General features: G+C 72.5%; 25 protein-coding genes. 12 read left to right on the top strand and 13 right to left on the bottom strand.

Annotated features, from left to right (window positions below):
• The first annotated feature begins 15 nt into the window (after window positions 1–15).
• The 4 genes from ABT026_RS02165 (at window position 16) to ABT026_RS02180 (ending at window position 2,985) form a co-directional block, all read left to right on the top strand.
• Window positions 16–798, top strand: a complete 783-nt coding sequence (locus ABT026_RS02165; protein ID WP_351111205.1) for an MEDS domain-containing protein — start codon at window positions 16–18, stop codon at window positions 796–798.
• Window positions 795–1,748, top strand: coding sequence for an anti-sigma factor RsbA family regulatory protein (locus tag ABT026_RS02170; RefSeq protein ID WP_351111207.1), 954 nt, complete (start codon window positions 795–797; stop codon window positions 1,746–1,748). The genes ABT026_RS02165 and ABT026_RS02170 overlap by 4 nt, the downstream gene beginning before the upstream one ends.
• Before the next feature lie 124 nt (window positions 1,749–1,872).
• A complete protein-coding gene (locus tag ABT026_RS02175; protein WP_351111209.1) occupies window positions 1,873–2,256 on the top strand; it encodes an STAS domain-containing protein in 384 nt (127 codons plus the stop codon).
• 39 nt (window positions 2,257–2,295) lie between these two features.
• Window positions 2,296–2,985: an HAD family hydrolase gene (locus ABT026_RS02180; protein WP_351111211.1), complete on the top strand. Its 690-nt coding sequence runs from the start codon at window positions 2,296–2,298 to the stop codon at window positions 2,983–2,985.
• Between the two features lie 63 nt (window positions 2,986–3,048).
• On the opposite strand, the gene ABT026_RS02185 is transcribed toward ABT026_RS02180, so the two are convergent.
• Window positions 3,049–4,236 carry an FAD-dependent monooxygenase gene (locus tag ABT026_RS02185; protein WP_351111212.1) on the bottom strand — a complete coding sequence of 396 codons (1,188 nt, stop codon included), beginning with the start codon at window positions 4,234–4,236 and terminating at the stop codon, window positions 3,049–3,051.
• Between the two features lie 91 nt (window positions 4,237–4,327).
• Here ABT026_RS02185 and ABT026_RS02190 point away from each other — a divergent pair, with 91 nt between their 5' ends.
• Entirely contained in the window at window positions 4,328–4,909 is a 582-nt protein-coding gene (locus tag ABT026_RS02190) for a TetR/AcrR family transcriptional regulator (protein ID WP_351111214.1), read from the top strand.
• Window positions 4,910–4,919: 10 nt separating this feature from the next.
• Here the strand turns inward: ABT026_RS02190 and ABT026_RS02195 are convergent, their stop codons facing one another.
• Window positions 4,920–5,345: an ATP-binding protein gene (locus tag ABT026_RS02195; protein WP_351111216.1), complete on the bottom strand. Its 426-nt coding sequence runs from the start codon at window positions 5,343–5,345 to the stop codon at window positions 4,920–4,922.
• Between the two features lie 178 nt (window positions 5,346–5,523).
• Between ABT026_RS02195 and ABT026_RS02200 the strand changes: the two genes are divergently transcribed.
• Window positions 5,524–6,348, top strand: coding sequence for a helix-turn-helix domain-containing protein (locus tag ABT026_RS02200; protein WP_351111218.1), 825 nt, complete (start codon window positions 5,524–5,526; stop codon window positions 6,346–6,348).
• Window positions 6,345–6,557: a DUF397 domain-containing protein gene (locus ABT026_RS02205; RefSeq protein ID WP_351111220.1), complete on the top strand. Its 213-nt coding sequence runs from the start codon at window positions 6,345–6,347 to the stop codon at window positions 6,555–6,557. The genes ABT026_RS02200 and ABT026_RS02205 overlap by 4 nt, the downstream gene beginning before the upstream one ends.
• Before the next feature lie 10 nt (window positions 6,558–6,567).
• Here the strand turns inward: ABT026_RS02205 and ABT026_RS02210 are convergent, their stop codons facing one another.
• The gene (locus ABT026_RS02210) at window positions 6,568–6,855 is read right to left on the bottom strand and encodes an ABC transporter permease family protein (RefSeq protein ID WP_351111222.1); all 288 of its coding nucleotides are present in this window, start codon (window positions 6,853–6,855) and stop codon (window positions 6,568–6,570) included.
• A 193-nt stretch (window positions 6,856–7,048) separates the two neighbouring features.
• Between ABT026_RS02210 and ABT026_RS02215 the strand changes: the two genes are divergently transcribed.
• Together ABT026_RS02215 and ABT026_RS02220 are read left to right on the top strand one after the other, a co-directional pair.
• Window positions 7,049–8,131, top strand: coding sequence for a hypothetical protein (locus tag ABT026_RS02215; protein WP_351111224.1), 1,083 nt, complete (start codon window positions 7,049–7,051; stop codon window positions 8,129–8,131).
• Between the two features lie 62 nt (window positions 8,132–8,193).
• Entirely contained in the window at window positions 8,194–9,267 is a 1,074-nt protein-coding gene (locus ABT026_RS02220; RefSeq protein ID WP_351111226.1) for a helix-turn-helix transcriptional regulator, read from the top strand.
• On the opposite strand, the gene ABT026_RS02225 is transcribed toward ABT026_RS02220, so the two are convergent.
• Window positions 9,258–10,244: an SDR family oxidoreductase gene (locus ABT026_RS02225; protein ID WP_351111228.1), complete on the bottom strand. Its 987-nt coding sequence runs from the start codon at window positions 10,242–10,244 to the stop codon at window positions 9,258–9,260. The genes ABT026_RS02220 and ABT026_RS02225 overlap by 10 nt on opposite strands.
• A gap of 212 nt (window positions 10,245–10,456) precedes the next feature.
• Here ABT026_RS02225 and ABT026_RS02230 point away from each other — a divergent pair, with 212 nt between their 5' ends.
• Window positions 10,457–11,029, top strand: coding sequence for a tellurite resistance TerB family protein (locus ABT026_RS02230; RefSeq protein WP_351111630.1), 573 nt, complete (start codon window positions 10,457–10,459; stop codon window positions 11,027–11,029).
• A gap of 281 nt (window positions 11,030–11,310) precedes the next feature.
• On the opposite strand, the gene ABT026_RS02235 is transcribed toward ABT026_RS02230, so the two are convergent.
• Window positions 11,311–12,249, bottom strand: coding sequence for an aldo/keto reductase (locus ABT026_RS02235; protein WP_351111632.1), 939 nt, complete (start codon window positions 12,247–12,249; stop codon window positions 11,311–11,313).
• A 497-nt stretch (window positions 12,250–12,746) separates the two neighbouring features.
• Between ABT026_RS02235 and ABT026_RS02240 the strand changes: the two genes are divergently transcribed.
• The gene (locus ABT026_RS02240; RefSeq protein ID WP_351111230.1) at window positions 12,747–14,585 is read left to right on the top strand and encodes a cellulase family glycosylhydrolase; all 1,839 of its coding nucleotides are present in this window, start codon (window positions 12,747–12,749) and stop codon (window positions 14,583–14,585) included.
• A gap of 163 nt (window positions 14,586–14,748) precedes the next feature.
• On the opposite strand, the gene ABT026_RS02245 is transcribed toward ABT026_RS02240, so the two are convergent.
• The 4 genes from ABT026_RS02245 to ABT026_RS02260 all read right to left on the bottom strand — a co-directional run bounded on the left by ABT026_RS02245 (window position 14,749) and on the right by ABT026_RS02260 (window position 17,794).
• Window positions 14,749–15,189 carry a winged helix DNA-binding protein gene (locus ABT026_RS02245; RefSeq protein WP_351111232.1) on the bottom strand — a complete coding sequence of 147 codons (441 nt, stop codon included), beginning with the start codon at window positions 15,187–15,189 and terminating at the stop codon, window positions 14,749–14,751.
• Window positions 15,186–15,689: a MarR family winged helix-turn-helix transcriptional regulator gene (locus ABT026_RS02250; RefSeq protein ID WP_351111234.1), complete on the bottom strand. Its 504-nt coding sequence runs from the start codon at window positions 15,687–15,689 to the stop codon at window positions 15,186–15,188. The genes ABT026_RS02245 and ABT026_RS02250 overlap by 4 nt, the downstream gene beginning before the upstream one ends.
• Before the next feature lie 158 nt (window positions 15,690–15,847).
• Window positions 15,848–16,513 (bottom strand): anthrone oxygenase family protein, encoded by a 666-nt coding sequence (locus ABT026_RS02255; protein WP_351111236.1) that lies wholly within the window; start codon window positions 16,511–16,513, stop codon window positions 15,848–15,850.
• 390 nt (window positions 16,514–16,903) lie between these two features.
• Window positions 16,904–17,794, bottom strand: coding sequence for a LysR family transcriptional regulator (locus tag ABT026_RS02260; RefSeq protein ID WP_351111238.1), 891 nt, complete (start codon window positions 17,792–17,794; stop codon window positions 16,904–16,906).
• Between the two features lie 364 nt (window positions 17,795–18,158).
• On the opposite strand from ABT026_RS02260, the gene ABT026_RS02265 reads away from it, so the two are divergent.
• Window positions 18,159–18,644 carry a hypothetical protein gene (locus ABT026_RS02265; protein WP_351111240.1) on the top strand — a complete coding sequence of 162 codons (486 nt, stop codon included), beginning with the start codon at window positions 18,159–18,161 and terminating at the stop codon, window positions 18,642–18,644.
• 177 nt (window positions 18,645–18,821) lie between these two features.
• On the opposite strand, the gene ABT026_RS02270 is transcribed toward ABT026_RS02265, so the two are convergent.
• From ABT026_RS02270 to ABT026_RS02285, 4 genes are all read right to left on the bottom strand, one after another.
• A complete protein-coding gene (locus tag ABT026_RS02270) occupies window positions 18,822–20,144 on the bottom strand; it encodes a hypothetical protein (RefSeq protein ID WP_351111242.1) in 1,323 nt (440 codons plus the stop codon).
• Window positions 20,145–20,454: 310 nt separating this feature from the next.
• Window positions 20,455–20,976 carry an O-acetyl-ADP-ribose deacetylase gene (locus ABT026_RS02275; RefSeq protein ID WP_351111244.1) on the bottom strand — a complete coding sequence of 174 codons (522 nt, stop codon included), beginning with the start codon at window positions 20,974–20,976 and terminating at the stop codon, window positions 20,455–20,457.
• Window positions 20,973–22,388 carry a phytoene desaturase family protein gene (locus tag ABT026_RS02280; RefSeq protein ID WP_351111634.1) on the bottom strand — a complete coding sequence of 472 codons (1,416 nt, stop codon included), beginning with the start codon at window positions 22,386–22,388 and terminating at the stop codon, window positions 20,973–20,975. The genes ABT026_RS02275 and ABT026_RS02280 overlap by 4 nt, the downstream gene beginning before the upstream one ends.
• A gap of 321 nt (window positions 22,389–22,709) precedes the next feature.
• Window positions 22,710–24,506 carry a gamma-glutamyltransferase family protein gene (locus ABT026_RS02285; protein WP_351111246.1) on the bottom strand — a complete coding sequence of 599 codons (1,797 nt, stop codon included), beginning with the start codon at window positions 24,504–24,506 and terminating at the stop codon, window positions 22,710–22,712.
• Between the last annotated feature and the right edge of the window lie 172 nt (window positions 24,507–24,678).

Here is a 24,678-nt window from a genome sequence, read left to right on the forward strand (position 1 = left end):
AGCGAGGGAGGAGTAGTGAGAGCGCCGCGCGCACTGACAACGCTGGACGAGGTCGACACGAGCGATCACGTCTGCCAGGTGCTGGATCGCACCGAGGACGTCATCGACCGCAGCAGGGCCTTCGTCGCGGACGGAGCGCTGCACGGTGACAAGGTGCTGATCGTCGGGCCCGACCTCCAGGGCGGCAGCGAGTTCGCCCAGCTCGTCCTCGACCCGGCCCGGCTGGACGTCTCCCTGCTCGCCGCGGTGCGCCGCGAGGCGGCCACCGCCGGCCGCGAGGGCTTCCGCTCGCTGCGGGTGCTCCACCATGTCCGGCCCGCCTTCCCCACCAAACCGGCGGACGAGCTGCTGCGCAGCGAGCTGGAGCTGGAGGAGTTCGCGGCCGACACCGGGGCCATGGTGGTCTGCGCCTACAGCGGCGCGGGCTGGGATCCCTCCACGCTCGACCAGATCGCGTGCGTGCACCCCCACCATCTGGGCAGGCGTCCTGCGTCAACGGCATTCCGGGTGTATCGGGCGGGCCGGAAGGGATGGGCCGTGGACGGGATCGTCGACAGCGACGGCGCGCTGCTGTTCGGCACCGTCCTGTGCACCCTCCTCGCACGGGCGGCCACGGTGCGGCTGCTCTGTCACGCCCTGGAGTTCTTCGACGCCGCCGGGATGAGCGCCCTGGCCGACGCGGCCCGGCACCTTCCGGACCGCAAGGTGGTTCTGGAAGGGGCCAACGAGACCGTGCGACTAGCCTGGAAGCTGTCCGGCTTCGCGGTCCCCGACATTCCGGTGGTGATGGCGCCATGAACGCCTCACTCCAGCAGACCACCAACACGCCGGGCGGCGGTTACCGGCACGAGCTCTACCCGTACGCGGGAGGGGACGAATTCGTCCAGGGCACCCTGCGGTTCATCGAGGACGCGCTCGAGGGCGGCGAGGCCGTCGTGGTGGCCGTCCCGGAGGACAAGGCGTCCATGCTGCGCGCCGAGATCCGCGAGGACGAGGCGGTCCGCTACGTCGACACCAGCCGGGTGGCGCACCGGCCCGGCCGGCTCATCGACTCCTGGCAGGGCTGGATCGCGAAGCACGTCGAGGAGGGGCGGCCGGTCCGCGGGATCGGCGAATCCCCCTGGGACCAGGTCCGCAGCCCCGCCGAGGCCGCGGAGCTGCGCTATCACGAGTGGCTGCTGAACAAGGCCTTCGCCAAGGGCCCGGCCTGGTGGCTGCTGTGCCCCTACGACGTCGCCCACGACGACGGCGGGCTGAAGGTCATGTCCCGGTGCCATCCGGAGATGCGCAGGGACGGCAGGACGATGCCCTGCGAGGACTACGACGCGCAGGCTCCCTACGCCTTCGTCCCGCTCACCCACCCGTGCGACCCGTACGAGGAGTTCGCCTACACCAGCGGTGATCTGCCCGCCCTGCGCGGAAAGATCACCGCCTGCGCGGAGGAGCACGGCCTGAGCGGCCGGCGGCTGCGTGAGCTGCACCTGGCCGCGACGGAGGTGGCGACCAACAGCATCCGGCACGGCGGTGGCCAGGGGGTGCTGCGCACGTGGAGCGAGGACGATCGCCTCGTGTGCGAGTTCCGGGACGCCGGGTACATGGAGAATCCGCTGACGGGGCGGCTGCGGCCGAACGCCCGCCAGATCGGCGGCCGCGGGCTGTGGCTCGTCCACCAGCTCACGGACCTCGTGGAGATCCGCTCCTCGCCGGACGAGGGCACCACGGTGCGTCTCCACACCGAACTGCCGTGATGTAGTGCACACACGCACGGCGGGGGGGCTAGGTGTAGAGGCCTGCCGGGGGGAACACGTAGCAGCACGCCTCAGCGGTGACGCGACAGGGCGACCAGGAACAGACGGGAGTACCCGGTACCTCATGCTCACCGTGCGGACGCAGGGCGAGGACACGGCGGTCGTGCGGCTGCCGCCCCAGGTGGACTACGACAACGCCTCCGTCGTCGGCGCGCAGTGCGAGGACCTGATCAAGCGCGGTCTCACCACCCTGGTGATGGACGCCTCCGGGATGGAATACCTCGACTCCTCGGGCATCACCATGCTGATCACGCTCTCGCGGACGGCGGAGGCCCACTCCGGGGTGTTGCGCCTTGCCGCCTTCAACGACCACTACCAGCAGATATGGCACATGCTCGGCCTCGACGCCCTGTTCCCCCTCTCCCCCACCGTCCCCGACGCGCTCCCCGCCGCGGCGTCCGGACCGTCCCAGGCGGTGCCCGAGGCGCACATCCCCAGCCGGTCGTAGCCGCCGCGGCGTGCGGCACGGCGGGCCTATGCTGCGGGGATGGTCAAGCCCATCGAGCTCGTCATCTTCGACTGCGACGGCGTGCTGGTCGACAGCGAGCGCATCGCCGTCCGGGTCCAGGTCGCCCTCGGGACCGAGCTGGGCTGGCCGCTGACCGAGGACGAGGTCGTGGCCCGGTTCATCGGGCGCTCGCACGCCGCCATCGGTGAGCAGGTCGCCGCGCGGCTCGGCCCGGAGACGGCCGCGGTCTGGTCGGCGAGGTTCGAACAGCTCCACCGGGAGGCCGTCGACCTCGGCCTCGCCCCCGTCGACGGCCTGCCGGAGGCACTCGACGCGCTCACCGTACCGACGTGCGTCGCCTCCAGCGGCTCCCACGACAAGATGCGGCACACCCTGGGCCGCACGGGACTCTACGAGCGCTTCGCCGGCCGCATCTACAGCTCCACCGAGGTTCCCCGGGGCAAGCCCGCCCCCGATCTGTTCCTGCACGCCGCCCGGCGGATGGGCGTGGATCCTGAACGCTGCGTCGTGGTCGAGGACAGCCGGCCCGGCGTCGACGCGGCCCGCGCGGCCGGCATGCGGGCCTTCGGTTACGCCGGCGGCCCGACCCCGGCCGCACGCCTCGAAGGCTGCGACACCATCGTCTTCCACGACATGCGCGAACTTCCGGCCCTCGTCGCCGAGCGGCAGCCACCCCTCGACCAGGCGTTGCCCGTTCTGGAGAGGTGACGACGCCACCGTTCACGGGACCCCTCATTCGCTGCCCCCGGGCTTCGGTGCCGAGGGAAGCGATCAGGCTCGGCCGGCCGTGTGCTGCGGTGGCCGCCAGTCGGCGATGCCGTCGAGGGCGCGCGGGAAGAGTGCGGGGCCAGTACGAGAGAGGGCGGCGACCGCCGTGTTGCGCAGGGCGGCGGTAGGCCGGTTGCGGGTCATGGCGAGCCGTGACATGCGGACCGATCGGGTGACCAGCGCCGAGGTGCGGGACAGACGGGCCTCCGTGTAGGCGGGAAGATCCTCGGCATGGTGGGCGAGGACGACGGCGTCCTCGATCGCCTGGTTGCCGCCCTGCCCCAGCGTCGGCGGCATCGCGTGCGCCGCGTCGCCGACCAGGGCGACCCTCCCCCGGTGGTAGGCGGGCAGCGGCGGGGCGACGTGGTGGACGTCGTGCCGCAGGACGTCCTGCGGCCGGATCGCCGCGAGGACGGAGGGGACCGGTTCGTGCCAGTCGCCGAACAGGCGCAGCAGCTCGGCCCTTTCGTCGTCGGCGGCCCTCCCGCCCGGCGGGGTCGTGGCGGCGGCGTACGCGTAGATCCTGCCGTCCGTGAGGCGGTGCGTGCCCCACAGCCGCCCGGGCCCCCAGGTCTCGTGCGAGACGATCTCCGCGGCGGGCGCCGGGACCATGACCCGCCAGGTGGTGAAGCCGGAGTAGACGACGCCCGGGTGCTCGGGGAAGAGGACGCCGCGGGCCGGCGAGTGGATGCCGTCCGCGGCGACCACCAGGCCTGCGGTCAGCTCTCCGTCCGGGGTGGTGACCCTGGCGGGCTCGTCGGCGCCCCCCGGGTCGGTGACGGCGCCCCGGCAGCCGGTGCGGACGGCGCCCTCGGGGAGGCGGGCGGTGAGGACGTCGACCAGCGTGGAGCGCGGCAGCAGGAGCAGCGGGTCGCCGAACCGTGCGGCGATCCCGGCCGCGTCCGTCCGCGCCAGCCACCGCCCGGACGGGCTGCGCATCCCGCCCTCACCCACCCTGGCGGCCAGTGCGCGCACCTCGTCCCCCACCCCGATGACGTCGAGCGCGCGCAGGGCGTTGGGGGCCAGGGAGAGGGCCGCGCCGACCGGCTCCAGGGAGGGAGCGCGCTCCAGGACGACGACCTCCCGCCCGGCCTGCCGCAGCGCGACGGCCGCCGTCAGGCCCCCGATGCCGCCTCCCACGACGACGACCTGCGAGGACCACGAGGGGCGGGGCAAGGGCACGGCGGACATGCTTCTCCTCCTACCGGAGCCGGACACTACGCCTGTAGTGGCCGCGGAGTCGAAATTACTACAGCCGTAGTGCGAGCGATAGGTTGGGGGCATGCCCGCACCGACGTCCCGTTCCGTCCTCGTCGCCGACACCGCTCTCGCCCTGCTCGCCGGGCGCGGTATGCGCGGGCTGACCCACCGGGCGGTCGACGAGGCGGCCGGACTGCCGCACGGCTCCACCTCGAACGTCGCCCGGACCCGCCTGGCGCTGCTGGAGCTGGCGGTGCTGCGGCTGGCCGAGCGGGAGGCGCAGGTCCTCGCCGTGGAGGAGATGCCCGACCCCCGCGGCGGCCGGGACCAGCTGGTGGACGCCTTGGCGCTCGCCGTCCACCGTTCCCTGACCGGCAACCGCGACCTGCTGCTCGCGCGCTACGAACTGGCGCTGGAGGCGACCCGCCGGCCGGAGCTGCGCACCCACTTCGACGCGGCCGGCGCGCGGTTCCGGGAGATGGCCACCGTCCTTGTGGCGGGCCTCGGTTCGCCCGATCCGGCCCGCCACGCGCTGTCGCTGGTGGCCTGGGCGGACGGGGTGATGTTCTCCTGCGCGGCAGGGGCCCACCACGCCGATCCGCCCGGCCTGGACGACCTGCGCCAGGGCGTGCGGGAGCTGTTGCGGGGGATGTTCGGCGACTGACCGGGGCGCGTCACGGGCACGACACCTCGGCCCACACCGTCTTGCTGCAGACGTCGCGCACCTCGTGGCCCCACCGGTCGGCGCAGGCCGCGACCAGGAGGAGCCCTCGCCCTCCCGGAGCCGTCGGGGGCGTCAACCGGGGTGCCTGCGGCGGGCGTTCGGGACGGGCGTCGGTCACCTCGACGCGCACGCGCCCGGGCAGCCGGAGCAGCGACAGCCGGAAGTCCCGGCCGGGCACCAGCCCGTGCGTGACGGCGTTGGCCGCGAGCTCCGCCGTGACGAGACAGACGGCGTCGGATGCCTCGCTGCCGTACGGGACGCCCCAGGCCGCGAGTTGCTGCGCGGCGAGATGGCGGGCGAGGTGCGCGCCGCGCGGGGTCGCGCTGAGGCGGAGCGTGAACTGCGGGTCCGCGTGCGCGGTGCGGGTCGGTTCCATGGGCGTCACCGTGTCGCCGTGCGCACCGGCCGGGCCAGGTCGGGCGGCGGTACCGGCCGGAGTTGTACGGGCGCCGTCCGGGTCGGTACGGGTCCTGTACGGGCCGGGCTCCGGAACCGACCGGCCCGCGGGTCGTTGAGGACCATGGGGGCACGACGACCGGGCGGGCAGGGATGCGATGGGCACGCGTACACCGGACGACGAACGCCCCGCGGTGTGGGGCGCGTACGGGAAGCTGGTGCGGCTGTACCGGGAGCGGGCGGGGCTGACCCAGCAGGGGCTCGCGGAGGCGATCGGGTATTCGCTGGAACAGGTCGCCTCGGTCGAGCGGGGGCGGCGTCCGGCGAAGGGGGCCTTCACGGACGCGGCGGAACGGGTCCTCGGCGCGGAGGGGGCGCTGCGGGTGCTTCAGGAGGACGTGGACCGGGCGAAGTTGCCGTTGTTCTTCCGCGACTTCGCCGTGTTGGAGTCGGAGGCCGTCAGCCGCTTCTCCTACGACCCGATGCTCGTCCCGGGCCTGCTGCAGACCGAGGAGTACGCTCGCGCGCTGCTCGAGGCCCACTACCCGCCGCTCGAGGACGAGGCCATCGAACAGCACCTCTCCGCCCGGCTCGCCCGGCAGACGCTCCTGCACCGGACCAGGCCCCGCGTGGTGTTCGCCTTCATCCTGGAGGAGAGCTCGCTGTGCCGGCTGGTGGGCGGCACAGCCGTGATGCGTCGGCAGCTGGCCCAGCTCCAGGAGTGCGCCCGCCTGCGGAACGTGGAGATCCAGGTGATGCCGACCCGCCGGGCCGCCCACAGTGGGGTCAACGGCCAGATGGTCCTGCTGGAAACCGTCGAGCGGCGGCAGTTCGTTTGCATCGAGGCGCAAGGCATCGTGAACATCCGCTCCCATCGCGACGAGGTCAGCGAGTTCTGGCTGCGCTATGGAATGCTGCGGTCCCAGGCCCTCGACCTGGAGGAGTCCGGCCGTCTCGTCGAACGCTTGGCAGGGGAGCTATGAGCGTCGAACAGCACACCCGGCAACCCGATCGCCCCGTGTGGCTGAAGAGCAGCTACAGCGGAACGAACGGCGGTGACTGCGTGGAGGTCTCCGTGGACGCGCGGGCCGTGCGGGTGCGGGACTCGAAGCGGCGCGAGGGGCCGGTGCTGGCCTTCCCCCGGGCCCGGTGGACGGCGTTCACCGCGTACGTGGCCGAACGCCGCCCCTGAGGGCGTCGCCCTATTCCGCGCGGAGGGCGACCGCCGTCCGCGTACGGGCGTCCCAGCCCGCCGGCAGCAGCGCGCCGAGGACGGCGATGACCAGCCCGGCCGTCCCCAGCGCGGTCAACTCCGGCGCGGCGTACACGTCGAGGACGGAGGCGGGCAGACGCAGGCCCGCGCCGTGGCCCATGGCGGGCACGACCGCCCCGTGCAGGGCGAGCCCCAGCGGCACGCCGACGGTCCCGCCGGCCAGTCCCGTCACGAGGACGGACGCGACGACCGTGGTGACCGTCTGCCGGGGCGTCATGCCCAGCGCCTCTCGTCCTCGCCTACGAGACCGGGCTGGTCGGTCCCGCCGGGCCGCCTCCTGGTCCTTGAGCTCCCACGCGCCCTTCCGCCGCGTCCACGCGCCCGCCACACTGGTGCCGCTCGGCACGGCCCGCGCCTGCGACCGCGCGGGACCGGTTCGACCGGTTAGACCGGGGAGAGTGAGCGCCGCCTTGGCACTGAACGATCCGACCGACGACGAGGTGCGCGCGCGGCTGTGCGCGCACGTGGCGCGCTCCGGCCGCGGCAGGCGGCCGGCCCCGGCGCCGACCGACTTCGACCTGTCCCCCTCGCACCTCGTCGAGCTCACCGTCACCCGCCGCACGGAACGCCGCACCGAGACGACGCGGCACCTGCCGGGGGCCGTGGACCTGGCCTCACGGCCGACCTACGACGTGCTGGCGGACCACAAACTCGGCCCGCACGAGACGCCGCTCCACCGGCCGCTCGACCTGGTCAGGCGGGGCACCGTGCACCGGGGGGCGTGCGGCTGCGGCAACGGCCGCCGGACCTGCCCCGACTGTGACGGCAAGAGGTACCGCTCCTGCGACCCGGCCCAGGTGTGCCCGATGTGCCAGGGCGTCTCCGCGTGCACCCAGCACCTCAAGCACGGCGGCCTGGCCGACGCCCCGACCGGGCGGCTGCGGCCCGGCCGGACGGGCACGGTCGAGCAGCGGGTGACCTGCGAGGGCTGCCACACGCCCGCCGCCGCCTGCCCGGGCTGCCGGGGCTGGGGAAAAGTCAGGTGCAAGGACTGCGACACCAAGGGGCGCATCCCCTGCAAGCCGTGCGGCCACAGGGGCACCGTCGGGTGCACGGCCTGCGAGGGGAACGGGAACGTGACGACCTGGACGGCGGGACGGATCGCCTGGGATCCCGAGACCGAGGAACCGTCCCCTCCCACCCCGCGGCCCCGCCGGATCGCCGCCGAGCTGGACGGGGCGGGCTGGCGGGAGGACGTCCTGGACGACGACGCGCCGCTGCCCGACGACCTCTCCCCCGAGCACCGCGACTTCCTGGAGCGGCACCTGGGCCGACGGCCGGACGAGCGGGGACGGCACGTCGTCGTGCGGCGGCTGAAGGTGGTGCGGGCACAACTGCGGGGCGTGGGCCACCGCGAGTTCTACGCGTTCCTCTCCCCCGACGGTGACGTGCGGGTCGTGGGGCGCCTGTCCGAGGAGGGACGGTTCAGGTTCGCGGTGGGCGGGGCGGTGGTCGTCGCCGTGGCGGTCCTCGCGCTGCTCCTGCTGCGCTGACCGTCCGGTCCCTCGGCCGGCGGGAGATGCCGTGCCTTCCTCCGGTCGGTCATCCTTGGTGGATGCGTGCCGCCCGCCTGATCCGTATGGCTCTGCTGATCCAGTCGAACCCCGGCCTGACCGCGGCCGCTCTCGCCCGTGAGCTGGAGATCTCCGAGCGGACGGTGATCCGCGACGCCCAGGCGTTGCAGGAGGCCGGCGTCCCCGTCCGGTCGGAGCGGGGCCGGGTGGGCGGCTACTTCCTCGCCGCCGGATACCGGACCCGGCTCACCACGCTCCGTCCGAGCGAGGCGGAGACGCTCTTCCTGTCCGGTCTTCCCTCGGCGTTGCGGGATCTGGGGCTGTCGGACGCGGCGGAGGTCGCCAGGCTCAAGCTGACCGCGACGCTGCTTCCGTCGGTACGCCAGGCCGCCGAGTCCTCGGTGCGCCGCTTCCACCTCGACGCGCCGGCCTGGTTCCACGAACCCTCCACCCCGGAACTGCTGCCGGAGCTCGCCCGCGCGGTGTGGGCGGACCGGCCCGTCGAACTGTCCTACGCGCGACCGGGCCGGAACGGCGCACCGTCCTCCGTGGCGGCGCGGGTGGTGGAGCCGTACGGGCTCGTGCTGAAGGCCGGCACCTGGTACGCCGTGGCCCGCGTCCTGGGCGAGCGGGAGACCCGTGACGGTGGCTGGCGTACCTATCGCGTCGACCGGATCACCGCTCTGGGCCCGGCTCCCGGAGCTCAGGAGCCTTTCGTGCGCGACCCGGCCTTCGAGCTGGCCGCGCACTGGGAGGCCCGCTCGGCGGCCTTCGCCCGCGCCCTGCTGCGCACCACCGTCACGATCCGGCTGACCGGCCAGGGGCTGCGGCGGCTGCCCGCCGTCGTGGACGGGGCCGCCGTCGCCGACGCGCTCGCCTCCGCGAGCACCCCTGACCCCGCCGGCCTGGTCACCCTCGACCTGCCGGCGGAGTCGGAGGACGTCGCCTTCGACCAGCTGGTGCGGCTCGGGGCGGACGTCGAGGTGCTGGCCCCGGCCGGCCTGCGCGCCCGCTTCCGTGAGCACGCCTCAGCGCTGACCGCCCTCTACCGGTCCGATCCCCTGGAGGCGGAACCGGAGCAGGCGGAACCCCAGGAGGCGCGACGTCAGCGGTAGTCCTCGGCGGATCGCTCCTTGCCGCCGTAGGTGACGTCCTCGAAGTACGCCCAGGCGTCCGGCCGGCTGCCGTCCACGTCCGTCACCCCGTAGGCCTTGGCGAGCTCCCCGCTGGACGTGGACCTGCCGTTCCACCGCTGCCCACGGTCCGGGTCGGTGGCCAGTGCCACGACCGTCCGGGCCAGGTAGTGCGGGGACTCCGCGATCGCGAACGCCGGTTCCTGGGCGATCGCGTCACGCCAGTTCTCCTCACTCACACCGAAGTGGGACAGCATCTGTTCCGAGCGCAGGAAGCCCGGCGAGACCGCGACCGCCGTACCCCCGTATTCGGCCAGTTCCTGCCCCAGCCCGAACGCGAGGCGGATCGGAGCGTTCTTCGCCAGGTCGTAGTACATGTTCTCCCGGTAGCGGCGGTTGGAGTGCGCGGTGCCGTCGGTGACCTCGACGTGCAGCGGCGCGTCGGAGCGGATCAGCAGTGGAAGCAGCAACGCCGCAGTGATCACGTGCGAGCGCGCGCCGAGTTCCAGGATCCGCAGGCCGTCGGCGAGCGGTGTCTCCCAGCTCTTCCTGCCGAACACCGAGGTGGCCAGGAGGTGCTCGCCGCCCCACAGGTCGTTGACGAGGATGTCGAGGCGCCCGTGCTCCCGGTCGATCCGCTCGACAAGGGCACGTACCTGGCCTTCGTCGAGATGGTCGGTGGGGACCGCGATACCGACGCCGCCCGCGGCGGTGACCATCTCGGCGGTCTCCTCGATGGTCTCGGTGGTCCGGCCGACCTCGCTGACCCGGGCCCGGGTGGTACGGCCGGTCACGTACACGGTCGCACCGGCCCGGCCCAGCTCCACGGCCAGGGCCCGTCCCGCCCCGCGGGTGGCGCCCGCCACGAGCGCGATCCGCCCGGCGAGCGGACCGGCCGGGCCGGCCTGCGGGACGTTCTCGGTGTCGCGGGTGGTGGTGTTCCTGTTCTCGGTCTGCATGTCATCCATCGTTCACGCCTTACCTGACAGAACACGTCACCCTTTACGCCGGCACGCCCGTGCCGACCCGCTGCGGCGGGAAGAGGTTCGGGTCGACCGGGTGCCGGGGCCAGGACGCTTTAGGGAACCTTTACCCGGAGGCAGCCGTTGACCGGATGAACGCGCGAGCGGAATCGCGACCGATGACACAGAGGAACACCGAGGTGACGTCGATGGCCATGTGGGACCGACTCAAGGACCAGGCGAAGAACCTGCAGCAGGCCCAGCGCGGGGGCGGCGCGCCTCACGGGACGGCCCACGGGACGACCCACGGACCGCCTCGCGGCGCGGGGTCCGGCGGTGGCCCACGTGCTCAGCTGGTGAGTGCGTTGAAGACGCAGCTCGCCTCCCTCAAGACCGAGCTGAAGAGCGGCGCCTACCGGGACGCGAGCATGGCGATGTGCGCCCTGGTCGCGGCGGCGGACGGCCATGTGGACCCGTCGGAGCGACAGCACGTCGAGTCGATGATCCTCGGCAACGAGGTGCTGCAGAATTTCCCGCCGGAGCAGTTGCGCCAGCGCTTCAACAAGCACGTGGACCAGCTGACGCGCGACTTCCAGCAGGGCAAGGCCGAGGCGCTGCAGGACATCGCCAGGACCGCCAAGAAGCCGACCGAGGCGAGGGCGGTGATCCAGACCGGCATCGTCGTCGCCGGGGCCGACGGCGACTTCTCCCAGGCCGAGCACATGATCATCCGGGAAGCCTGCACGGCGCTGGGTTTGTCTCCCGCCGAGTTCCAGTTGTGATCTGCCCGCGGTCGGGCTGCCCGAGCGGCTGACGCGGGGTCACATCCGGGTGCGGTGAGTGACGCGGGGTCACATCCGGGTGCGGTGAGCACCACGGAACACGGTGCTCGGCCGGGCGCCCGTTTGCCCCGGGGCGAGACGGTGTCGTGGTCCTGCGGTGTCGTCTCCGGCAGGGAGACGACACCCTGGTCCCGGCCGCCGGAGTGGCGGCTCTTTCTGACGCCCGGCCGGCCCGCTGGGCCGAAGTCGGCACACCGGGCCGGTCGGGCGTCAGGGGCGCCTCAGGCCTCGCGGGCGTCGGCCGTGGAGGCCATGTTCGCGTAGCGGTCGCCCGTGACCTGGGCGGCGATCGGCTCCAGGAGGGCCAGTTCGCCCTCGGTCAGGGTGATGCGGGTGGCGGCCGCGTTCTCCAGGAGGCGGGCGCGCTTCCGGGTTCCCGGGATGGGCACCACGGACAGGCCGTGCACCTCGGCGCGCTGCTGCACCCAGGCCAGGGCGATCTGCGCCATGGTGGCCCCGCGGTCGGCGGCGATCTTCTGCAGCGGCGCCAGCAGCGCGGCGTTCGCCCTGGCGTTGTCCCCCGTGAAGCGGGGCTGGGAGCGGCGGAAGTCGTCGTCGGGGAGCTCCTTGCCCGCGTCGGTGAACGCCCCCGTGAGGAAGCCCCGGCCGAGCGGGGAGTAGGGCACGATGCCCACGCCGAGCTCGGCGGCGGCGCCCACCGCGCTGCGCTCCACGCTGCGGCTGAAGACGGACCACTCCGACTGCAGCGCGGTGATCGGGTGCACGGCGTGCGCCTCGCGCAGTTCGTCGCCGGTGACCTCGCTGAGCCCGAGGTACTTGACCTTGCCCTCGCGCACCAGGTCGCCCATGGCCCCGACCGACTCGGCGAACGGCACGGCCGGGTCCCGGCGGTGCATGTAGTACAGGTCGATGACGTCGACGTCCAGCCGCCGCAGACTGCCCTCGACGGCCTGCCGGATGTACGCGGGGTCGTTGCGGACGGCACGGCCGCCGTCGGGCAGCACCACGTTGGCGTACTTGGTGGCGATGGTGACCTCGTCGCGGTGCGCGGCGAGGAACGGGGCGAGGAACTCCTCGTTCCGGCCGTCCCCGTACATGTCGGCGGTGTCGATCAGGGTGACGCCCGCCTCGACGGCGGCCTCCAGGGTATCCCTGGCCGCCGCGTCGTCCGTCTGCCCGTAGGCGAAGCTGATGCCCATCGCGCCGAAGCCCTGCACCCCCACGAGGGGGCCTTCGGAGCCCAGCCGGGTATCCTGATCGCCTCGATCGCGTTGCTGTCGCCTGCGTCGCTCATGCGGCCCCCTCAGCCTCGTCGGCGCCCGGCGGGCGCTCGCCGCCGTCCACGCTAGTACTCCGAACCGCGCTTCGCGCAAGGACATTCCGCTCCCGCGCGGACCGTCGCCCGGGAGGCGTCGGCGCCCGCCGGACCCCGCGAAGAACTGAACCGGGCGGCGGACGCGAGCAGCACACCATCTGTGCGGTTGGCCGCCCCGCCGTCACCCCCTGAACCACCGGCGGCCCGCTCACCGGCCGACGCGCCTTACCGCCTTCACAACTTGCATCCGCGTCAGATCTCTTGACGCGACATGAACACGTCCGCTTCTGTATGGGCGGCATCGACGGGAGCGCTCCCATGCAGAGTGGCGTCCCCCGCGTCCACCCGCCAACCCGGCTCTCGACAAGGAGCGCACACACGATGATCGGACTCTTAGGCCGCGCGGGACGGGCCCTCCGGGCGACCCGGGCCGGACGCGCGCACCGCACCGGGCGACGGGCCGCGCTCGTCACCGCCCTCGCCGTGGCGCTGTTCGCGGCGCCGCTCACCGCCGCGGGCACCGCGCAGGCCGCCCCGGCGGCCGGAGCCGGCTACTGGCACACCAGCGGACGGCAGATCCTGGACGCGGCCGGCCAGCCGGTGCGCGTCGCGGGCGTCAACTGGTTCGGCTTCGAGACGTCCAACCTCGTGCCGCACGGCCTGTGGGCCCGTGACTACAAGAGCATGATCGACCAGATGAAGCAGCTGGGGTACAACACCATCCGGCTGCCGTACAGCGACGACGTGTTCAAGTCCGGCGCGACGCCGAGCGGGATCACGTACTACAACATGAACACCGACCTGCAGGGACTCAACTCCCTCCAGGTGATGGACAAGATCGTCGACTACGCCGGCACCGTCGGCCTGAAGATCATCCTCGACCGCCACCGGCCGGACTCCGCGGGCCAGTCGGCGCTCTGGTACACCAGCGCCGTCCCCGAGTCCACGTGGATCGCCGACCTCAAGTCGATCGCCGCGCGCTACGCGAACAACCCCACCGTGGTCGGCATCGACCTGCACAACGAGCCCCACGACCCGGCCTGCTGGGGCTGCGGCGACGCCGCCACCGACTGGCGCCTGGCAGCCCAGAAGGGCGGCAACGCCGTCCTCGCGGCCAACCCGGACATGCTGATCTTCGTCGAGGGCGTGCAGTCCTTCGAGGGCGGCACCACCTGGTGGGGCGGCAACCTGCAGGGTGTGCGGAAATACCCGGTGGAGCTGAGCACCCCCCACCGCGTCGTCTACTCGGCCCACGAGTACGCGACGAGCGTGGCGAACCAGCCCTGGTTCAGCGACCCGGCCTTCCCCGCCAACATGGCGGGCATCTGGGACAAGAACTGGGGCTACCTCTTCAAGGAGAACATCGCCCCGGTGTGGGTCGGCGAGTTCGGCAGCACCCTGACCGCGGCCACCGACCGGACCTGGCTGAAGACGCTGGCCGACTACCTGCGCCCCACCGCGCAGTACGGCGCCGACAGCTTCTCGTGGACGTACTGGTCCTGGAATCCCGACTCGGGCGACACCGGCGGCATCCTGAAGGACGACTGGACCTCGGTCGACACCACCAAGGACGGCTACCTCACGAGCATCAAGTCCCCCGGCTTCACCGGCGGCGGCAGCAGCGGGGGCGGCGACACCCAGGCCCCTACCGCGCCGACCGGTCTCAAGGTCACCGGGACGACCGCCTCCGGCGTCTCGCTCTCCTGGACGGCGTCCACCGACGACACGGCGGTGACCGGCTACGACGTCTACCGCGGTGCCACCAAGGTCGGTTCCGCGTCCGGCACGACGTTCACCGACACCGGTCTGACCGCTTCCACCGACTACAGCTACTCGGTGCGGGCCAAGGACGCCGCGGGCAACACCTCGTCCGCCTCTGCCTCGGTCACCGCCCGCACGGCGGCCTCGGGCGGAAGCGGCGACGGCGGCTGCACCGCGGCCCTGCGCGTCGACAGCAGCTGGAACACCGGTTTCCAGGCCACCGTCACGGTGACCAACCCGGGCGCCGCCGCCCTCAAGGGCTGGACGGTGACCTGGACCTGGCCCAGTGGCCAGACGGTCTCCAACTCCTGGAACGCCACGGTGACCCAGAGCGGCGCCGCCGTGACGGCGAAGAACGCCTCGCACAACGGCGCGGTGGCGGCGGGCGGCTCCACCACCTTCGGCCTCCAGGGCAACGGCACCTCCGCGGCGCCGACGGCGACCTGCACGGCCTCATGAGCTCCTGATCGGCGAGCGGGGAGCGTAGCCGAACGGGATGAAGGAGGGGGCGGCCGGACAACCGGCCGCCCCCTCCGGCGTTCCCGCGTCGGTGATCCCGCGCGGGCGGCCCCACGAACGGCGGTCCCGCGTCGGCGATCCCGTGCGTGGGCACACCGCCGTGTCAGCCCATCGTGTCGAGCTCGGCCTCGGCCCGCTGGGTCACCAGGGCGAGGACGCGGCCGGCGGCGGCCAGGTCCTCGGCGGGGATCCCTCCCCAGATGCGCGCGGAGACGGGGGCCACCTCCGCGGCGGTGGCGGCCAGCAGTTCACGCCCCGCGTCGGTGGGGCGCGGGTACGCGCCGTCGGCGACGAGCAGCCGCCGGGTCACCAGGTCACCGAGGGCGGCGCGGACATCGGCCTCGTCGGCCTTCAGGGAACCCTGGACCTGGGCGACCAGGTCGTCCGCCGTCGGCGGGCTGTCCGCGGTGACGGCGGCGCGCAGGACGACCTGCTGCTGGAAGGTGAGGCCGTGCCGGGCCAGGACCCGCTCCAGGACGCCGCGGGCGGCGTAGTGGGCCAGCCCGAGGACGCGGGCGTCGGCGGCGGGTGCGGTGGTGGTCATGGTGGGGTCCCCTCGTCGGTCTCGTCGCTGTTCTCGTGGTGCGCGGGTGGAGTGAGAGGTGCGTCGAGCAGAGTCCTCAGCTCGTCGGTGAACGCGCGGGTCCGCGGGGCGTCGAGGCCCCCCAGCGGCTCCAGCAACCGCTCGAGCAACTCCTGGACCACAGCGACCGCCCGCCGCGTGACGGCCTGCCCCTCCTCGGTGAGGGAGAGCTGGACGGCGCGCGGGTCACGTGGGTCGCGGGCGCGCTCCACCAGGCCTGCCGACTCCAGCGCCCGCGCCAGCTTGGAGACGTACAGGGCCTCCATGCCGAGGTGGTCGGCGAGCCGGCGCTGGCTGGGCCGCTCCCCGGCCCGCCGCATCCCGTGCAGAGACGCGACCAGCGTGTACTGCGCGTGGGTGAGTCCCAGCGGCGCCAGCGCGCGGTCCACCGCGACGCGCCACCGGTTGGCGAGCCGCCACACCAGGAAGCCGGGGGTGGGCCCCGGGGAACTCTTGCTCATGAAAAAAAGGTACATGGCTACTGTAGCCATGGCTACTGTTTTCCCGGAACCGCTCCGCAACGGCGGCCGCGGACGCCGGACTCTCGCCACGGCGATGCCGCCCAGGGTGACGGCGCGCCGTGCGCGACGCTGCTGTCGTCCACTGCCGTGCAGACGGCCTACCAGCGCGGGCCCTTGGTCCGACGAGCCTGCGGTTCCTGCGGCACCGGCCCTGGCTGCGTCATATGGCTACCCGTGTCCCGTGCAGGGCCGAAGTGCATGCTGCTGTCGGGGTACTCCGCGGTGAGCGGACGTCGGGTCGGGGAGGCGGTGGCTGCGGACTCCTGCGTCATGTGTGCGCCGAAGAGGATCAGCGCCCACAGCAGGCAGCCGAAGGCGGCGGTGTGGAGCAGAGCGCGGACGATGTTCCAGGCGACCCAGGTGCTCTCGAAGTTCTCGCGTACCGCTGCGGGGTCCTTCATGCGATCGGGGTTGCCGGCCTTGGCGAGTTGATCGTTGAGGGGGACGTTGAGGCCGCTGGTGACCACGAAGGCGAGCAGGTAGAGCACCAACGCGGCGATCAGCCACGGCAGCGCGGCCCGTCCGTGGCCGCGCCAGGCCAGCACGACGGCAAGACCGAGCAGTGGGATCGCGGCCATGAAGGGGAACATGAAGACCGGGTTGAGGATCGCCTTGTTGATGTTCTGCATTGCCTCGACAAAGGTGCGATCGGAGGAGCGCGCCAGACCTGGCATGACCGAGTAGGCGAAGGCCGCGAACAGCCCGGCCATCAAACCGGTGGCGAGGGTGGCCAGTATCAGGGTGGTCTGCTGGAGAGTTTTCACGCGCGTGTCGCCTTTCGTTCCAGATGCCCGCGGCGGCGGTGCTTGGGGCGAGTCAGTGAAGTCGCGCGGGGGCGTCCGGAGCGCGTGGGACGCCGTCCGCGTCCCGGGCGGTGCACGGCACGGCTCGCTCCGACTCCCCCGGCTGTCCGAGACGCCGCCGCCGGGGTACACGCCTCCACCGGAAAGCGCCTCAGCATCAGAAGTGATCTCAGGATGCCGTGGGCTCGAGGACCGAACAATGAGCGATCGCGCATGAGCTGATAAGCGGGAAGTTATCCACGATGTGACATCGGAGCCGTGTGTGACCTGCCCGAACTCGAGCGGCCCCTCTCCGTCGTTCAGCGCGGTCGGACGGGTGCCGCCACGAATCGACGGGCGTTCGTGGGTAAGTCAGCCGGTTCGTGGACCGGTATCCCGTGCCGCCCGTGCCAGTGCACGGATGGCATCGGTTTCCTGGGCCGTGGGCCAGATCAGGGCCCACTCCCCTGTCGGCGCATCGTGAGGGCGCAGATAGCGCAGGCCAGGCCAGCGGTAGTAGCGGGCGGCGTCGCCGTGGACGAGGCTGATGGCGTGGCCTGCGGCGACGGCCGCCGCGACTTCCTGGAAGGTGGTGACCTTCGGTCCGCGTCGGATGGGACGCCCACCGGGAGTACGGGTGGGGACGAGAGTCTGCAGCCAGTACTCGGGCGTGGGCGGTCCGGAGTAGGGGAGGACCCAGTCCGCGAGATCCTCCATGCCCACCTCGTCCCGAGCTGTCAGTGGATGATCGGTGGCCACCATGAGCAGCAGTGGTTCGGCGTCGATCACCGGGCCGACGGTGAGGTCGGGCTCCCGGACGGGCAGCCAGGCTGTTGCGATCTCGACGGTGCCGTCGCGCAGCGGGCCGAAGGGGTCGGTGAAGTTCATCTCCCGGATGCGCAGATCGATGTCGGGATGGCGGTTGCGGAACAGGTCCAAGAGGTCGGCCTGGTCGTGTGCTTGGGGACCGTGGAGGCCGAGAGTGAGCCTGCTCCTGGCGCCCCGGGCGGCAGTCGTCGCGTCATTGATGCCGTCACGTATCCGCTGGTAGCCGGCGCTGAGGTCTTCACGCAGTTGGACACCGATGGGCGTCAGTTCGACACGGCGGCTGCTTCGGACGAACAGGCGGGCCCCGATCTGCCGCTCCTGCTTGGCAATGGACTGGCTCACGCGCGCTTGGGACACATGGAGGCGCTCCGCGGTCCGACCGAAGTGCAGTTCCTCGGCCAGCGCCAGAAAGATCTCGATGTCGCGCAGCTCCACTGTTGTCCCCCAACGGCCGCCTCCGACAACTCCACGGTCATCCGATCACGGAAGAGGGCGACGGTGACACCATCATCAACCTGCTGGAGATCACCGCAGCGCCCGAGCTCGTCGCGCCCGCTCGCGTCACTCAGGCGGACACCGGCTCCCGTCTCCATGGCCTTGGGGCATTCGAACAGCCGGCTTCCGCGATCCCGGCGGCCCCATCGGGGAAATCGCCCGGTGACCGCCACGCCGGCCACCCCGATGCGGCGCCCAGCGGGCGGCCTGACCGCCACCGTCCGGCTGCCATGGCTCGCGTGTGCCTCAGCATCATCAGTACAGTCGCCGTCGTCGGTCGGCGTTGCTCGTAGGGGGAGTTGAAGTGCAGAACACAGGTGGAGGGGTTTCTCTCGTCATAGCCGTGGTGGTGGTCGGCCTGGTGGTGCGGCGGCAGCTGCGTACCCGTCCCGTTTCGCGTGTCGGCTCGCTGGCCGCTCCTGTGGCGATCGGTGTCTTCGGTGTCATCGGCATCGCCTTCGGTATCGCCTCGGTCGTCAAGTACCACCCGCTGACCATGCTGACGATGGCCCTCCTGGTGGCGAGCCTGGCCGTTGCGGCGTCGTTCGGCGTGGCGAGGGCCCGGACCGTAGAGATCTGGCGTGGGCCCCGGAGCGAGGTGCTGCGCAAGGGGACGGCAGCGGCGACCGGTCTGTGGCTGGCTTCGTGTGGGGTGCACATCGGGCTGGCGCTGTGGATCGACCACGCTGCCGGAACCGGACTGCTGGGGAGCGCATCCCTCTACGCGTACCTGGCGATAGGACTGGGGACACAGAACCTCCTGGTCCGTCGGCGCGCTGCCGCACTGTGAGCCCACTGCCGGAGCCAGTCACATCACCCGCCACGCGTACCGCTCCGCCAACACGCCAGCCGGCACCGAGCCCTCCGCCTGGTCATGCCCGTACTCTGGGCCGCACGGCTTGACCAAGGACATCGGGCCGCCGAAGCCCAAGGTCGCAGCGGCGGCATGCCGTTCCCACAGTTCCGGTCAGCCGGTGGCTTCGTAGACCGTCAGATCCTGGGCCAAGGCGCCATACGCGTTCACCAGGCTCAGGTGTCCGGCGGAGTAGGTTCCGTCATCCTTGCCGGTTCTCGCATCCAGAAGGACCCCGTCCCGCCCCGCGACGCCGGCGTAGACCACCCCGTGCCATGCGGTGGCCATCGACGGTACTTCCCGGGACGGATCATCTGCGGTGATCTGCCACAGCAGTTTGTGCGTGCGGGTGTCCAGCGCCGCAAGGCTGTGATCCGTCGATCCGCAGACAAGGACCGAGCGCTGGTCATAGACGCACGAGCGGCCCATGTAGGCAAAGTCGTCGATGCTGTCCTTCGTCATCCCGGAGGGCAGTTCGCCTGTGGCACCGTCGAGGAGTGCGTAGGTGCCGCGGTTCTCCTTGAACTCCAGAACCATGTCGACCGACATCAAGCCGGCGCCCATGCTTTCGATCTTCAGTCCGAACAGGTTGCGGGAGTCCTTCCAGCGTACCGATCCGTCGCTCACCGAGCGGCCCACGAGCCTCATGCCGCCCTCGCGCGCGGTCCATTTCTCCGTGCCGATCTCCGCGTACTCGGGAAGCTGCTCTCCGGCGATCACACCGCCGGTGAGCATGCGCGCCCCGAATCCGCCCTCCTGCCAAGTAACCCGGTGCGTGCGAAGGTCGACGCCGTACGTGACCGCGCTCCGCGGGTCGTCGTACGCATCGTCGAAGTCGGGCGTGGTGCGGGCGGTGACCACAACCATGTCGTCTTCGACGCCGACGACGGCCGGGCTGGTGTCATCGCCGAAGCTCATCCCCTTCGGAGTGGGCAGGGCGACGGTCCAGGCTTCCTTGCCGCTGTCCGCGTCCACGGCCCGCAGACTCACCGTCGACGTGTCCTTCTCCGTGCCCTGGCCTTGCGTGTAGGTGTGGTACGCGAACAGCACCAGGACCCGCCCGCCCTGCTTGACCACGCTCGGCTTCGTGCTCTCCCACACCCGGGCACGCTCGTCCACACCCGTCGACATGCCCTCGGGCTTCCGCACCGACCACGCAGGACCGCCGCTTCCCCGGGTGTCGTAGGCGGTCAGGCTGGTCTCGGTCAGGACGAACGCCTTCGTCCCCCACAGCACTGTCTCCGTGTGCTCGGCCTCCGTGACGGACAACCGCACCCCGCCCCCGGAGAATTTGCGCGGCGGATCGTACGCCCTGACCGCAGGAGGGGCCGAAGCCTTCTCCCGCACCGGCCGCTTGTCGAGCGCGGGGCCCGAGTGCTCGCCGGAACATCCGGCAAGCACCACCGTGCCGACCACTGCGGCGCAGATCCCCTTCATGACAGAACACCGCACGACACGCACGAAAGACCGCCCCCGATTTGGCTTCACACGCCACCAACTTCCGACGGCGAAACTGTAGTTGACGTCACCAGCACGCGCATCGTCGATTACCGGAGGGCACGGCAACGCTCCCACACGGCCGTCTCCCCTGTTCCTGGCAGTCCCGGAAGAAGGCCTCGACGCCCTCGCGTGTCCCGGGGCCGCCGTTGAGCCGGCGAACGAGGAGCTCACCCTCCCTGGTGAGGGCCGCCCCCGCATCCCTCAGGCTCAGCGGGGGACGGGGAACTCAGGCTGAGTAGACACTTCGTCACGGGGCCAACCTGCTCGCGAAGGCCGTGTACGCCTGGTCGTCGAAGAGGACGAACCTGACTTCCTCGACAGCGGTGTCCGCTTCCCGTACCGCCTCGACGGCGACTAGGGCCGCGTCGTCCATCGGCCAGCCGTAGACGCCGGTGGAGACGGCGGGGAACGCGACGGTGCGCGCGCCGAGTTCGTCGGCCACCCGCAGGGACTCGCGGTGGCAGGAGGCCAGCAGCTCCGAGCGGTCCTCGTGCGGGTCGAACACCGGCCCGACCGTGTGGATGACCCACCGGGCGTCCAGGTCGCCCGCGGTCGTGGCGACGGCCTGACCGGTGGGCAGCCCGCGGCCGTAGCGGGAGGCGCGCAGGGCGCGGCACTCGGCGAGGATCTCCGGGCCGCCCCGGCGGTGGATCGCGCCGTCGACGCCCCCGCCGCCCAGGAGCGAGGAGTTCGCCGCGTTGACGACGGCGTCGACGGACTGACGGGTGATGTCGCCCTGCACCAGGGTGATCCGAGTCGTCGCGGTCATCCCCGGTCCTCCCTGAGGGTGCGCCAGACGGCCTTGGCCGCGTTGTGGCCGGACATGCCGTGGACGCCGGGCCCGGGCGGGGTGGCGGAGGAGCACAGGAAGACCGCCGTGTGCCGGGTCCGGTACGGGTGGAGCGTGGGGCGGGGGCGCAGCAACAGGCGCAGGCCGGAGGCGGAGCCGCAGGCGATGTCGCCCCCGACGTAGTTGGCGTTGCGGGCGGCGAGCTCGGCGGGGCCGCTGATCGCGCGGGCGAGGACGCGGTCGCGGAAGCCGGGGGCGAACCGCTCCAGCTGGCGCTCGATCGCGTCGGTGAGGTCGCCGGTCCAGCCGTTGGGGACGTGACCGTAGGCCCAGAAGACCTCCTTGCCCTCCGGGGCGCGGCCGGGGTCGGCGAGACCGGGCTGGGTGGTGATCAGGAACGGGCGCTCCGGGGCGCGGCCCTGGCGGGAGGCGGCGTCGAGCGCGGTGCCGATCTCCGCGGCGCTCGCCCCGACCTGCACCGTGCCGGCCCGGCGCGCCTCGGGGGCGGTCCACGGCACGGGGCCGTCCAGCGCGTAGTCGATCTTGAAGGCTGCGGCGCCGTACCGGAAGTCCCGGTAGGCGTTGCCCAGCCCGGCGATGCGGGCGAGCGCGGTCGGCGAGGTGTCGAAGAGGTAGGCGCGGGCGGGCGGCAGGTCGTCGAGCCGCTTGACCTCGTACCCGGTGTGCACCGTCCCGCCGAGCTCGGCGAGGTAGGCCGCGAGCGCGTCGGAGATGGCCTGCGAGCCGCCGCGGGCGAACGGCCAGCCGCGGGCGTGCGCCGCGAGGGCGAAGACCAGGCCCACCGCGCCGGTGCCGAGACCGCCGAGCGGCGCCATCACATGGGCGACCAGGCCGGCGAAGAGCGCCTTGAACCGCTCGTCCCGGAAGCGCCGCATCAGCCAGGTGGACGGCGGCATCCCGGTGAGCCCGAACCGGGCCAGCGTGACGGGGTCGCGGGGCAGGGCGCTGAGCGGCAGCGACATGAAGTCGCGGACCAGCCCGTCCCAGTTCCGCAGCAGGGGCCCCACCAGCCGACGGTAGGCGCCCGCGTCACGGGCGCCGAAGGAGGCCGCCGTCTCGGCGACGGACCGGGAGAGCACGGCCGCGGTGCCGTCGAGGAAGGGGTGCGCCATCGGCAGCGGCGCGTGCACCCACTCAAGCCCGTACCTCTCCAGCGGCATGCCGCGGAACGCGGGTGAGCTGATCCCCAGCGGATGGGCCGCGGCACACGGGTCGTGCCGGAATCCGGGCAGCGTGAGCTCCTCGGTCCGCGCACCCCCGCCCACGGTGTCGCGCGCCTCGAACACGGCGACGGAGCACCCGCGCCGGGCCAGCTCCACGGCAGCCGTCAGCCCGTTCGGTCCCGCGCCCACCACGACCGCGTCGAGTATCGATGTCGACGGCACCTTGGACTCCTTCGTCGGCGGTGTCCTCCCGTGATCAGGATAGGCCGCCCCGCCGACAGGACCGGGCAGCGGGGCCACTGACTTCCCGTCACCGACGCCGGGTCGAGGCTTCGCCGCAGGTCCTCGGGGTGGTCCTGGGTCCGGTCCGCAGGAGAGGTCGTTTCCGCCGGAGGCAGGCACCATCCATGTCGCCGCTTCTTGCTGTTATCGAATTGTTCGACCGGGCCGGTCGGGCTGCGGCCCCCTGGCCGTGCCGTGAGCCCTGGCCGTGCCGTGAGCGGTGCCGCGCGCGTGCCGTGAGGGCGGTCAGCGTCCCACCGCGTACCCCTGCATCCCGCGCGGGTTGGCCGCCGCGGAGAGCAGGCCCGTCCCCGGGTCGCGGGCGACGACGCAGAGGCGGCCCTCGGACCACGCGTCGCCCACCTCGACGTCGTGGCCGCGGCGGCGCAGGTCCTCGACGACGGCGGGGTCGGTGCGGGACTCGACGACGACGCGGCCGGGCCGCATGCCGCGCGGGTAGAAGGAGCCGGGGAAGGACTCGTTGTGCCAGTTCGGGGCGTCGACGGCGCCCTGGAGATCGAGACCGCCGCGGACCTGGGCGCGCTCGGCGACAGCGAGGAAGAAGTGGAACTGCCACTGGTCCTGCTGGTCGCCGCCCGGGGTGCCGAAGGCGAGGACGGGTATGCCGTCGCGCAGCGCCAGGGAGGGCGTCAGGGTGGTGCGGGGACGGCGGCCGGGCGTGAGGGTGTTGGGGAGACCCTCCTCCAGCCAGGTCATCTGGAGGCGGGTGCCGAGCGGGAAGCCGAGCTCCGGGACGACCGGGTTGGACTGCAGCCACCCGCCGCTGGGAGTCGCGGCGATCATGTTGCCCCAGCGGTCGACGACGTCGAGGTGGCAGGTGTCGCCGCGGGTCCCGCCGTCGCGGGCGACGGTGGGTTCTCCGACGCCCAGGGCGTTGAACTCCGGTTCGTCGTCGGCTGTCAGGTGCGCCAGGGCGGCCAGCCGGGGGTCGCGTCCGCCCGGGCTGCCGGGGCGCAGCTCGAGTGACGCCTTGCCGGGGTCGATCAGGCGGCGGCGTTCGGCGTTGTAGTCGGCGGAGAGCAGGTCGGTGAGCGGGACGCCGCCGGGGTCGGCGTCGCCGTACCAGGCCTCGCGGTCGGCCATGGCGAGCTTGCAGCCCTCGATCAGCAGGTGCAGGTACTCGGCGGAGGCGTACGGCGGCAACTCGTCGGGGAGCAGCGCGAGTTGCTGAAGGAAGGCAGGGCCCTGGCTCCAGGGGCCCGCCTTGCAGAGGGTCCAGCCCCGCCAGTCGAAGGTGGCCGGGGCCTCGTACGTGGCGGACCAGGCGGCGAGGTCCTCGGCGGTGAGCACGCCGGTGTGGTGCTCACCGCTGGTGTCGAGGGTCGGGCGCGCGGACTGGCGGAGGAGCGCGCGGGCTATGAACCCCGAACGCCAGATCTCCCGGGCCCGCTCGATGCGGGCGACCCGGTCGCCGCCGGGGGCGTCGGCCTCGGCGAGCAGGCGCCGCCAGGTGGCGGCCAGTGCCGGGTTGCGGAACAGAGCCCCGGGGCGCGGGAGTTCACCGTCCGGGAGGTAGACGTCGGCGGAGGAGGTCCACTCGCTCTCGAACAACTCCCGCACGGTGGCCACGGTCCCGGCCATCCGCTCCACGGGCGGGTGCCCGTCCTCGGCGTACCCGACGGCGTACTGGAGCACGTCCGCGAGCTCCTTGGTGCCGTGGTCGCGCAACAACACCATCCACGCGTCGAAGGCGCCAGGCACGGCCGCGGCCAACGGGCCGGTTCCGGGGACCAGTTCGAGGCCGAGCCCGCGGTAGTGGGCGACCGTCGCGGCGGCGGGGGCCACGCCCTGCCCGCACAGCACCCGCACCTCTCCCCCGGCGGGCGCCAGCAGGATCGGCACCTCGCCTGCGGGACCGTTGAGGTGGGGTTCGACGACGTGCAGCACGAACCCGGCCGCGACCGCCGCGTCGAAGGCGTTGCCGCCGTCCTCCAGGACGGCCATCGCCGACTGCGAGGCGAGCCAGTGCGTGGACGACACCATGCCGAAGGTGCCCTGGAGCGTGGGCCGGGTCGTGAACATGGGGCTCTCACCTCGTGGTTTCCGTGCGACGGTCCGGCGGACGACGAGCGTTCAGGCGAGTGTAGTGATCGCCCGGCTCGGCGACGAGGGAGCGGAACGGGCGCCGCAGCCGCGGTTCGCGAGGCGGTCGTGGGCGGGCCCTGCCCCCACCGCGGACCCGTCCGCACTGAGG

It is taken from the genome of Streptomyces sp. NPDC002734 (assembly GCF_040295685.1).
Lineage (GTDB): Bacteria > Actinomycetota > Actinomycetes > Streptomycetales > Streptomycetaceae > Streptomyces.

Bases quoted from the DNA above. Each gene is read 5' to 3' on its own strand.
- ABT026_RS02170 (WP_351111207.1), top strand. From the start codon at position 795: ATGAACGCCTCACTCCAGCAGACCACCAACACGCCGGGCGGCGGTTAC.
- ABT026_RS02175 (WP_351111209.1), top strand. From the start codon at position 1,873: ATGCTCACCGTGCGGACGCAGGGCGAGGACACGGCGGTCGTGCGGCTG.
- ABT026_RS02180 (WP_351111211.1), top strand. From the start codon at position 2,296: ATGGTCAAGCCCATCGAGCTCGTCATCTTCGACTGCGACGGCGTGCTG.
- ABT026_RS02185 (WP_351111212.1), bottom strand. From the start codon at position 4,236: ATGTCCGCCGTGCCCTTGCCCCGCCCCTCGTGGTCCTCGCAGGTCGTC.
- ABT026_RS02190 (WP_351111214.1), top strand. From the start codon at position 4,328: ATGCCCGCACCGACGTCCCGTTCCGTCCTCGTCGCCGACACCGCTCTC.
- ABT026_RS02195 (WP_351111216.1), bottom strand. From the start codon at position 5,345: ATGGAACCGACCCGCACCGCGCACGCGGACCCGCAGTTCACGCTCCGC.
- ABT026_RS02200 (WP_351111218.1), top strand. From the start codon at position 5,524: ATGGGCACGCGTACACCGGACGACGAACGCCCCGCGGTGTGGGGCGCG.
- ABT026_RS02205 (WP_351111220.1), top strand. From the start codon at position 6,345: ATGAGCGTCGAACAGCACACCCGGCAACCCGATCGCCCCGTGTGGCTG.
- ABT026_RS02210 (WP_351111222.1), bottom strand. From the start codon at position 6,855: ATGACGCCCCGGCAGACGGTCACCACGGTCGTCGCGTCCGTCCTCGTG.
- ABT026_RS02220 (WP_351111226.1), top strand. From the start codon at position 8,194: ATGCGTGCCGCCCGCCTGATCCGTATGGCTCTGCTGATCCAGTCGAAC.
- ABT026_RS02225 (WP_351111228.1), bottom strand. From the start codon at position 10,244: ATGCAGACCGAGAACAGGAACACCACCACCCGCGACACCGAGAACGTC.
- ABT026_RS02230 (WP_351111630.1), top strand. From the start codon at position 10,457: ATGGCCATGTGGGACCGACTCAAGGACCAGGCGAAGAACCTGCAGCAG.
- ABT026_RS02235 (WP_351111632.1), bottom strand. From the start codon at position 12,249: ATGGGCATCAGCTTCGCCTACGGGCAGACGGACGACGCGGCGGCCAGG.
- ABT026_RS02240 (WP_351111230.1), top strand. From the start codon at position 12,747: ATGATCGGACTCTTAGGCCGCGCGGGACGGGCCCTCCGGGCGACCCGG.
- ABT026_RS02245 (WP_351111232.1), bottom strand. From the start codon at position 15,189: ATGACCACCACCGCACCCGCCGCCGACGCCCGCGTCCTCGGGCTGGCC.
- ABT026_RS02250 (WP_351111234.1), bottom strand. From the start codon at position 15,689: ATGAGCAAGAGTTCCCCGGGGCCCACCCCCGGCTTCCTGGTGTGGCGG.
- ABT026_RS02270 (WP_351111242.1), bottom strand. From the start codon at position 20,144: ATGAAGGGGATCTGCGCCGCAGTGGTCGGCACGGTGGTGCTTGCCGGA.
- ABT026_RS02275 (WP_351111244.1), bottom strand. From the start codon at position 20,976: ATGACCGCGACGACTCGGATCACCCTGGTGCAGGGCGACATCACCCGT.
- ABT026_RS02285 (WP_351111246.1), bottom strand. From the start codon at position 24,506: ATGTTCACGACCCGGCCCACGCTCCAGGGCACCTTCGGCATGGTGTCG.